We start from the raw sequence: 7,943 nt of genomic DNA, 5'->3' as shown, positions 1-7,943 counted from the left end.
AGCGACCGGAGCCAACATCTTCTTCGTCAAGGAGGGCAAGATCCACACACCAAAGCCCGACTGCTTCCTCGACGGCATCACCCGCCGCACGGTCATTGGGCTGGCCAAGGATCGCGGCCTGGAGGTGATTGAACGCGCCATCCTGCCGGAAGAGCTGGAAAGCTTCGAGCAGTGCTTCCTGACCGGGACGGCAGCGGAAGTGACGCCGGTTTCCGAGATCGGGCCTTACCGATTCGAGGTCGGCGAAATAGCCAAGAATCTTATGAATGACTATTCTGCGGCCGTTCAGCCCAAGCACGCGATCGCCGCAGAATAACGAAAGTCACAGCTTTTTTAGGAAGTAGGGGCGGTTTTTGGGCCGCCCCTTTTATTTCAGCGTTTCTGCATTTGACTTTCGTCCAATTCGGCGTCTCATGATGGTGTCGGCCCGGGAGGCTGACAGCTATGGAGGGACTAATCATATGGACATGAACACGCTTCTTCCGATCATCATACAGGTGATTACTGGCGTCATCGGTGGTCAGGCGGTCGGTGCGGCGCTCAAGACGGCGGCGATGGGTCAGCTTCCCAAAATCCTGGGCGGAGCCATTGGCGGCGTCGGCGGTGCGGCGATCCTCGGCAGCCTGCTGGGTGGCGGTGCGGTCGATCCGGCGGCTGCGGCAGCAGCAACGAGCGGTCTCGGCAGCGCGCTGAACCTGCAGAACATCGTCGGCGGCGCCGGCGGCGGCGCGATCCTGACCGCCATTCTCGGCGCGGTCATGGGCGCCATGAAGAAGTAGGCGGGCCGTTAAGGTCTTTTCAAATGGGCGGCTTCGGCCGCCCATTTCCGTTTCGGAACTACCGATGTTCGTCTTTCGAGGGTGGACGCCCTTTATCCGCGCCTCTACATCACCCGTGAACATCGAAAGGACGATCATGGGTCAGCTCAATGCCGGCATCGTGCCGGTCACACCGTTCCAGCAGAATTGCACCTTCCTGTTCGACATGGATGACAAGCATGGCGTCGTCGTCGATCCTGGCGGCGATATCGACAAGGTGTTGGCGGTGCTGAAGGACAATGCGATCTCAGCCGGGGCGATCTGGATAACGCATGGCCACATCGACCATGCCGGCGGCGCAATGGAGTTGAAGGAGGCGCTCGGCGTCGAGATCATCGGTCCGCATGAGGCCGACAAGTCGCTGCTCGACAATCTGGAAAACCAGGGCAAGCGCTACGGCATCGCCGGAGCGCGCAACTGCGTGCCCGACCGGTTCCTGTCCGAAGGCGAGACCGTGTCGTTCGGCGGCCATGTGTTCGAGGTGCTGCACTGCCCCGGCCATGCACCAGGTCACGTCGTCTATTACAACCGCGCGGCCAAGTTCGCCCATGTCGGCGACGTGCTGTTCCGCGGCTCGGTCGGCCGCACCGACCTGCCGGGTGGCGACCATGCGGCACTGATCGCTTCGATCAAGGACAAACTCCTGCCGCTCGGCGACGACATCGGCTTCATCTGCGGCCACGGTCCCGGCGGACGTTTTGGCGAGGAGAGGCGGACCAATCCTTTTCTCGTTTAGAGCAATTCACCATTTCACGGAAACGGCGGGGCCGCTCTGACCCTTTGTTCTGACTCAATTCCCAAGGGAAAACGCTTTGCGCTTTTCCCGGGAAACCGTTTCACACTTTTCCTGGAATTGCTGTAGGGCGTGCCGATATTCGCCTGCCCCAATCCTGTGATGCTCCAAACAGAAAAGCGCTGGCCTTGCGGTCAGCGCTTTTCCGTTGGGGCAGGGAGGCCCAGGTTTAGTTCGCCGTGCAGAAATGCTGTTCGCCGTCATTGCCGGTGAACGTGCCGGTGCGGGAATTGAAGGTGCGGTAGCGGTCCGAGCAGTATTCGTACCAATCACGCGTCCACGGCTCGGCATAACGATCAGCGTAGACCACCCGCGGCTCCGCATAGTAGCGGCGGACCGGGGCCGGGCGCACCACCACGTCACGATCGTAGTAACCGTCATCGTAGTAGCGGTCAGCGTCGGGCGGCGGGCGGTCATTGGCCAATGCGCCGCCGATCAGCGCACCGGCCGCGAGGCCGAGCACGCCGGCGGCAATGGCATCGCCGTTGCCATGATGGCCATGATGACGGCGCCAATCACGTGCGTTGGCGGCGGGCAAGGCCGAAAGCGTGGTGGCGACCACGGCAGCGGCCAGGACGGCGGTCTTGAAAATTCGGTTCATCTCGGTCTCCTTCGTGCCGGCCCGTGTAGTTTCGGGGATGCGGTCCGGCTTTACCAAAGACTAATATGCAACCGTGGCTGAACGGGGGCTGAACGGATTTCGACGAACTTATTCAAAACAGGCGTCAAAGGTCACACGCCCTCCAGGGAGCGAAAACCATCGCCGGTCCAAGCCGGCTCAGCCGACCGACAGGTTGACGGCCTTGGGTCCCTTGCCGCGCTTGTCCGGCTCGGTGTCGAACGACACTTTCTGGCCATCCTCCAGGCCGGGAAGGCCGGACGCCTGCACGGCTGAAATATGGACGAAAACATCCTTCGCGCCATCATCGGGCGTGATGAAGCCGAAGCCCTTGGCATGGTTGAAGAATTTGACGGTGCCGGTCTGCGGCATGGGAAGCTCCTTTGTCCCATAAACTCCAGTCTCGGGCCGGCAAATGCCCGAGTGGAAATTTGTCCTTTATTTTAGCGTCATCGGCAAGAGAAAGTTTTGCGGGCGTCTAAAGCACGTTGCGGCACGCTTTGGGTCTTTGTTTTATGCAAGTCGTTGCCCAGAACCTGGCGGCTTGGGCGACATCACCGGCCCGCGCCTTCGATAAGGAAAAGGCGCGACGAAGATCGCCGCGCCTTTCAAAATTCAGATCCCTCTCCAGCCAGGTGCAGGCATGGAGCCTCCGTCGCACGTCCGAGTGACATGCGGCGCGCCGATGGCTCAGGCTGCGCGGAGGTTGACGGCCTTGGGGCCCTTGCCCATGCGGTCCGGCTCGACGTCGAACGTGACCTTCTGGCCGTCGACGAGCGTGCGCAAGCCGGAGGCTTCGATCGCGGAGATATGGACGAACACATCCTTGGCGCCACCATCGGGCGTGATGAAACCGAAGCCTTTGGTCGCGTTGAAGAATTTAACGGTGCCGGTCTGGGCCATTGGGGAAACTCCTTCACCCGTTCAGTCTTTGGTGGTCCCGCCCGCCGCCTGGCGCAAAGGGCAGTTCCCGGTGGTTGCTTCGGCAGTCATGCATTGGCGCATGGTCAAACCCCCCGCCGAAAACGGGGCCGTCAGAGATTCACAGTATCGGGGAAAGGTCGTCCAAAACGTTCCGCTCTCCGGGTCGCAAATGCCCGAACACGGAATTTATCGCACGGAAACGTGATGGTTGCAAGATACCGCCGCGGGCCGCCGTACTGGCGCATCCCGACGCATCAATCGACTGACCTGAGCATCGATGGGCTCGGCATAGGCTTGCTTGCTGGCCGGGTCATCGGCCAGAGCCGGGCCACGAATGGGCCAGACATCGCGGCGCGCTGACCTCCCTGGCGTCCAGGCGCCGTTGTCGTTTGCCGAGCTCAAACGGGGGTTGCATTTGGCACGGGAATGGCGAGGATCGGTAACCGGGGACCGATCGTGGGAGATCATCATGAAATTTCTGGCGGCAATCTTTTCGCGGCAGGGTTTTGTCATCTTGTTGCTGTCGGCAGTTCTTGCCGCCTGCACCGTTGTCGTCGATGACGGACCAGGGCCACGCCCGCGTCCGCCACGGCCCGAGCCGCAATATTGCAGCAAGCAGTACGAGCCGGTCTGTGCCCGGCGCGGCGGCGACCGCCAGACCTTCGCCAATGCCTGTCTTGCCGACCGGGCTGGCTACCGCATCGTGCGCGACGGTCCGTGCCGCGACAGCGGCGGTGGCGGTGGCGGTGGCGAGCAGACGTTCTGCACCCGCGAATATGCTCCGGTCTGCGGCCGCCGGCATGGCGAGATGCGTACCTTCCCCAATTCCTGCGAAGCCCGCGCCGCGGACTATCGCGTCGTTGGCGACGGGCCGTGCTGAGAACGCTGCGCGTTGTTGAGGACGACAGGCGTCAAGCCGTCGGCTTCACCTGGCGACAGTAGGCGATGAACTCGGACGCGGGCATGGGTCTGGCGAAAAGCCAGCCCTGGCCGTAGTCGACGTCGCGCTCGGCGAGATAGTCGGCCTGCGCCTGCGTCTCCACGCCTTCGGCAACGATCTTCAGCTTCAGTGTCTTGGCCATGTCGATGATATGCGGGGTGACGGAACTGGTGGCGGAATTCGTGCTGATCGTATCGATGAACGATTTGTCGATCTTGAGCGCATCGAGCGGCAGCCCCTCGAGATAGGACAGGCTGGAGTAGCCGGTGCCGAAGTCGTCGATTGCCACTGCGTGCCCCAGTTCGCGGGCACGAATGAGCGTCGAGCGGGCCGAGTTGATATCGACGAAACCGCGTTCGGTCGCCTCGAGCCAGATTTGCTGCGGCTGGATCCCGGTGTGCTGCAATGCTTTCTCGATAATGGGCAGGACCCGCGCCGTGCTGACATCGGTTGCGCTGAGATTGATGGCGATGTGAAGTGAGCGATCGGCGACCAGGAGCATGTTCAGGTCGAACACAACCATCGCAATGACCTGATCGGTGATCGCTGTGATCAGGCCACTCTCTTCCGCCAGCGGAATGAAGAGATCGGGCCGGACCAGGGAGCCATTCGGCCGCTTCCAGCGCACCAGCGCTTCCGCGCCGATGCAATTGCCCGTCCTGAGCTCGACGATCGGCTGATAGTGGACGATGAATTCGTGCTTGCGCACGGCGATCTGCAATTCTCCCAAGGGCGAAAGCCGCCTTCGTGACAGCCACACAACCACGCCGATGATGAAGGCAGCCATGAAGGCGCCGAGCGGGAGCAGCATGAATTGCTGCTTGCGAACGCTGCCCAGGATCTGGCTTGTCGGTTCGGTGGCGACAGCAATCCAGTCCGTCCCGCGCGCCGCGGCAAACAGGAGATCGTCATCGATGCCTTCGCTGGGGCCGGCGATGATCTTCTCGATACGGGCAGGATTCGGGCTATTCAGCGCGCCAAGCAGGATGCCCGTTTGCGTCGTCAAGGCGATCTGGACACCAGGATCGACGATGACGTCGACAAAGCGTACCGGATCGACAAGGACGTTGTGATCCCTGTATCGCAGCGCCATCAGAAAATGGTCATCGCTCATCACCGGCTGCATGCGGGCGGTGACGGCAATGCTGTCCCTGGTGGTGAAGTCAGGGGTGGATTGCGCAACGCGCCCTTCGGTTGGTCCCCAGGAAGAGCATTTGAGCAGGCCGTTTTCGAAATAGCCCATTTCTTCGATCGGGCGCGTGTTGATGGTGAGTTGCCGCATACGGGCTATATGGTCCGCCGAACAGCGGATGCCGGTGAACTGGTCGATCTGCCGCAAGGCGGCGGTCGCATCGTTGAGCGAGATGTCGGCCCTGGCGATGGCGCGGCTGGCGAACAGCTGCAGCCGCCCATGTTCCTTTTGGACGGCCTGAATCCAAGCGAGATGAAACATAGCTGCGATTGGCAAGATGGCGCCCAGCATGGCCAACACCACCGCCGTCACGATGATGCGCGATCTGTCCATGCGCCTCCTGCTTTCGGGTATGAGCGGCGATCGTGGGTGGTCGCCCGCAATGTCTCGGGCCGCCAATTGCGGCAGCGGCCCGGTTCAAGCGGATCTTATGGCGTCGATCTTACATGAACTTTAATGGAGCCATGCGGCAGCACCGCTACTCTAAACCGGATAGGCGCCGTCGGCCGGGCCGGCATAGAGCTCGCTGCCACTGTCGTCGCAGATGCGCAGGCGATCGGGGATTTGCGTCATCGCCAGCGTGTGGAACAGCGCGGTGGCGTCCTGCAGCGCGGCGCGCAGGTTCGGCGCCTCCAGCGATACCTTGTCGAGAGTGGCTTCGTCGGCGTCGCGCAACCGGTAGAACTCGATGACGAAATTCAAGCGCGCCTCCGTGGCAGAGCATTGCGCAGGCCTGTCCAGTCAATTCGCCACCTCACAGAGGACGACGGAAAGGGCGCACGGGGCGCGCCCTCCAGTTTGTCAGCCTTTCGACTTCGGCTTCAAGCTGCTCTCCGCCTGCTTGACCGACGAACCGAACGGGGAAGCGGGCTTTGCCACGACCTTGTCCTTCTTCGGCTTGCGTGTCTCGCGGTTGCTTCGCTGTTGACCTTTGGACATGTCGTGCTCCTGCTCAGTGTTGGCTTGGCGGTGGGGTCTCAGACGAGCGGGTTTCTGGCAACAACGGGGTTGTCGGCAACAACCGGATCTGCCGGTTCGAGATTGTCTTCGGTGGTGACCCGCTCATAGGTCTCCTGCTCGCTGCGGATGCGGTATTGCGGCGAACCATCCTTGACCGGCAGCCTGCTCTTGATCTGGAACAGTTCGGCGGTCTTCTGGACGAGGCCGGTGCGGCTCTTCATGCGCACGGTCTGACCGATTGCAAACTGGTGCGCGGGCGTGTCGGTGCGCGGGCGCGCATTCTGCTGGAAACGGATCATGCTGCATTCTCCCTGTCGCGCTTCAGCGCTGTTTCGAGTTCGAGGTAATCGATGGCGACAAGCTGGCTGGTGGGCGGGTTTTTCGCTGCCCTTGCCGGCAGATGGATGAAAGTGGCGACGCGGCGCCAGGCAAGCCGCGACATGCCCTCGATCAGCTCTTCGTCGTGGTCGATGTCGTAGTCGCCGGCAGGCAGCTGCCCTTCCAGTCCGCCGAGCACGAAAGGTGCGGTGAAGTGCGCGATGGAGTGGGTGGTGCGGTCCGGCATTGTCTTACCTATGCAAAGCAGCGGTCCTGAAAACAAAAAAGCGGGGACGAGCCCCGCTTTCCTATTTCCGGCAGTCGCTGGAAATAAGCCTCTTTCGAGAGCTGCCAGTACATCCGTGGTCAGCGTTCATCGAATTCGGCCGGATCAGATCAATTGCAAATTGGCGGCCGACTCGCGGCCCTTGGTGTCACGCTCCAACTCGAACTGCAGCTTCTGGCCTTCGGCGAGGCCGGGGAAGCCGGCGCGCTCCAGTGCGCTGACATGGACAAAGACGTCCTTGCCGCCATCGGTCGGCTGAATGAAGCCGGTCCGGCCATTGTAGAACTTCACGGTTCCGGTGTTCATGTCGGTCTTTCGAAGAATGAGAATGGTCGCGCGGAGCGAACATGCCGCGCGCCCGGTATCGATGATTTGGAATGAGATTGGCGGGTCGAGAACCTCTGACGCCGCGAGATGCCAATTCTGGCCCAAAGCGATCCTGTACAGATAGGCCTTTGTTGTAATTTAATCAAGGCATTTTAAAATAAAATTGGGCTTCATTCAAAAAATTGCGCGCTGTAACTATCAGAAAAATGATGATACAAATTCATACAATTCAAAAACTGTTTAAAGCTTATCGGGAATAATTCTCCCGGTATTTTCATTTTTCTTGTGATTTGAAGAAGGAGACCTCGAGATGTCCGTAAAGACGCCAACAGGCACCCCAGTAACGATCATGCCGGTCGCAAAGCCGGTAATGGCAAAGCCGATGGTTGTCCTGTCGCCGCGGCTGACTGTCAGAAGTGACGAGGCGGCAAAGCGAAGGATCGCCGACACCGATGGAACGGTTCGGCGTGCCAGGCAGGTTGCCGAGACCAATCGCCTGATTTGATCTTTCCGCACCGACGAAAGGACGAGACAGCAAGCGAAGCCTTGAACCTGGCGCGCCAATGGCCTAGATCGCCACAGGCGGATAAAACACGGCAGGTTTCCCATCAACAGAGATCAAAGACGAGCGGCGGGTGCGGGAGCCAGGTCTGGCGCAGGCGGACAGCCGCCGCTGGGCCTCGACCAGTATGTGCAGCAGGCGTTGCAACTGCATCAGGCGGGGCGCCGGCAAGAGGCTGAGACGATCTACCGGCAGGTGCTGGCG

General features: G+C 60.9%; 15 protein-coding genes. 5 read left to right on the top strand and 10 right to left on the bottom strand.

The window, feature by feature from the left end; translation table 11 throughout:
* From EOC06_RS27620 to EOC06_RS27610, 3 genes are all read left to right on the top strand, one after another.
* Window positions 1–316 (top strand): aminotransferase class IV (locus EOC06_RS27620; RefSeq protein ID WP_206631264.1); only part of this gene is annotated, 316 nt, incomplete at its 5' end.
* 145 nt (window positions 317–461) lie between these two features.
* Window positions 462–779 carry a hypothetical protein gene (locus EOC06_RS27615; protein WP_023809804.1) on the top strand — a complete coding sequence of 106 codons (318 nt, stop codon included), beginning with the start codon at window positions 462–464 and terminating at the stop codon, window positions 777–779.
* 136 nt (window positions 780–915) lie between these two features.
* Window positions 916–1,554: an MBL fold metallo-hydrolase gene (locus tag EOC06_RS27610; RefSeq protein WP_128309268.1), complete on the top strand. Its 639-nt coding sequence runs from the start codon at window positions 916–918 to the stop codon at window positions 1,552–1,554.
* 226 nt (window positions 1,555–1,780) lie between these two features.
* On the opposite strand, the gene EOC06_RS27605 is transcribed toward EOC06_RS27610, so the two are convergent.
* The 3 genes from EOC06_RS27605 to EOC06_RS27595 all read right to left on the bottom strand — a co-directional run bounded on the left by EOC06_RS27605 (window position 1,781) and on the right by EOC06_RS27595 (window position 3,133).
* Window positions 1,781–2,212, bottom strand: coding sequence for a BA14K family protein (locus tag EOC06_RS27605; RefSeq protein WP_127268420.1), 432 nt, complete (start codon window positions 2,210–2,212; stop codon window positions 1,781–1,783).
* Between the two features lie 177 nt (window positions 2,213–2,389).
* Window positions 2,390–2,602 (bottom strand): cold-shock protein, encoded by a 213-nt coding sequence (locus EOC06_RS27600; protein WP_013530020.1) that lies wholly within the window; start codon window positions 2,600–2,602, stop codon window positions 2,390–2,392.
* A gap of 318 nt (window positions 2,603–2,920) precedes the next feature.
* Window positions 2,921–3,133 carry a cold-shock protein gene (locus EOC06_RS27595; RefSeq protein ID WP_006202520.1) on the bottom strand — a complete coding sequence of 71 codons (213 nt, stop codon included), beginning with the start codon at window positions 3,131–3,133 and terminating at the stop codon, window positions 2,921–2,923.
* A 490-nt stretch (window positions 3,134–3,623) separates the two neighbouring features.
* Between EOC06_RS27595 and EOC06_RS27590 the strand changes: the two genes are divergently transcribed.
* Window positions 3,624–4,034, top strand: a complete 411-nt coding sequence (locus EOC06_RS27590; protein WP_128309267.1) for a Kazal-type serine protease inhibitor domain-containing protein — start codon at window positions 3,624–3,626, stop codon at window positions 4,032–4,034.
* A 31-nt stretch (window positions 4,035–4,065) separates the two neighbouring features.
* On the opposite strand, the gene EOC06_RS27585 is transcribed toward EOC06_RS27590, so the two are convergent.
* The 6 genes from EOC06_RS27585 to EOC06_RS27565 all read right to left on the bottom strand — a co-directional run bounded on the left by EOC06_RS27585 (window position 4,066) and on the right by EOC06_RS27565 (window position 7,156).
* A complete protein-coding gene (locus EOC06_RS27585; protein ID WP_128309266.1) occupies window positions 4,066–5,619 on the bottom strand; it encodes an EAL domain-containing protein in 1,554 nt (517 codons plus the stop codon).
* 150 nt (window positions 5,620–5,769) lie between these two features.
* Window positions 5,770–5,988: a hypothetical protein gene (locus EOC06_RS27580; protein ID WP_128309265.1), complete on the bottom strand. Its 219-nt coding sequence runs from the start codon at window positions 5,986–5,988 to the stop codon at window positions 5,770–5,772.
* A 99-nt stretch (window positions 5,989–6,087) separates the two neighbouring features.
* Complete coding sequence (locus tag EOC06_RS40330; protein WP_164482279.1) at window positions 6,088–6,225, bottom strand: hypothetical protein; 138 nt, start codon at window positions 6,223–6,225, stop codon at window positions 6,088–6,090.
* 38 nt (window positions 6,226–6,263) lie between these two features.
* Window positions 6,264–6,545, bottom strand: coding sequence for a hypothetical protein (locus EOC06_RS27575; protein WP_128309264.1), 282 nt, complete (start codon window positions 6,543–6,545; stop codon window positions 6,264–6,266).
* Window positions 6,542–6,811 (bottom strand): hypothetical protein, encoded by a 270-nt coding sequence (locus EOC06_RS27570; protein WP_023809798.1) that lies wholly within the window; start codon window positions 6,809–6,811, stop codon window positions 6,542–6,544. Before EOC06_RS27570 ends, EOC06_RS27575 begins: the two co-directional genes overlap by 4 nt.
* Window positions 6,812–6,955: 144 nt before the next feature.
* A complete protein-coding gene (locus EOC06_RS27565; protein WP_127323162.1) occupies window positions 6,956–7,156 on the bottom strand; it encodes a cold-shock protein in 201 nt (66 codons plus the stop codon).
* 331 nt (window positions 7,157–7,487) lie between these two features.
* Between EOC06_RS27565 and EOC06_RS27560 the strand changes: the two genes are divergently transcribed.
* Entirely contained in the window at window positions 7,488–7,682 is a 195-nt protein-coding gene (locus EOC06_RS27560; protein ID WP_128309263.1) for a hypothetical protein, read from the top strand.
* Window positions 7,683–7,745: 63 nt separating this feature from the next.
* Here the strand turns inward: EOC06_RS27560 and EOC06_RS40955 are convergent.
* Window positions 7,746–7,943: hypothetical protein (locus tag EOC06_RS40955; protein WP_206631263.1), on the bottom strand; the 198-nt coding region annotated here is incomplete at its 5' end.

This window comes from Mesorhizobium sp. M7A.F.Ca.MR.362.00.0.0 (assembly GCF_004023175.1).
GTDB lineage: Bacteria > Pseudomonadota > Alphaproteobacteria > Rhizobiales > Rhizobiaceae > Mesorhizobium.
This window is presented reverse-complemented; position numbering and strand designations above follow the sequence as displayed.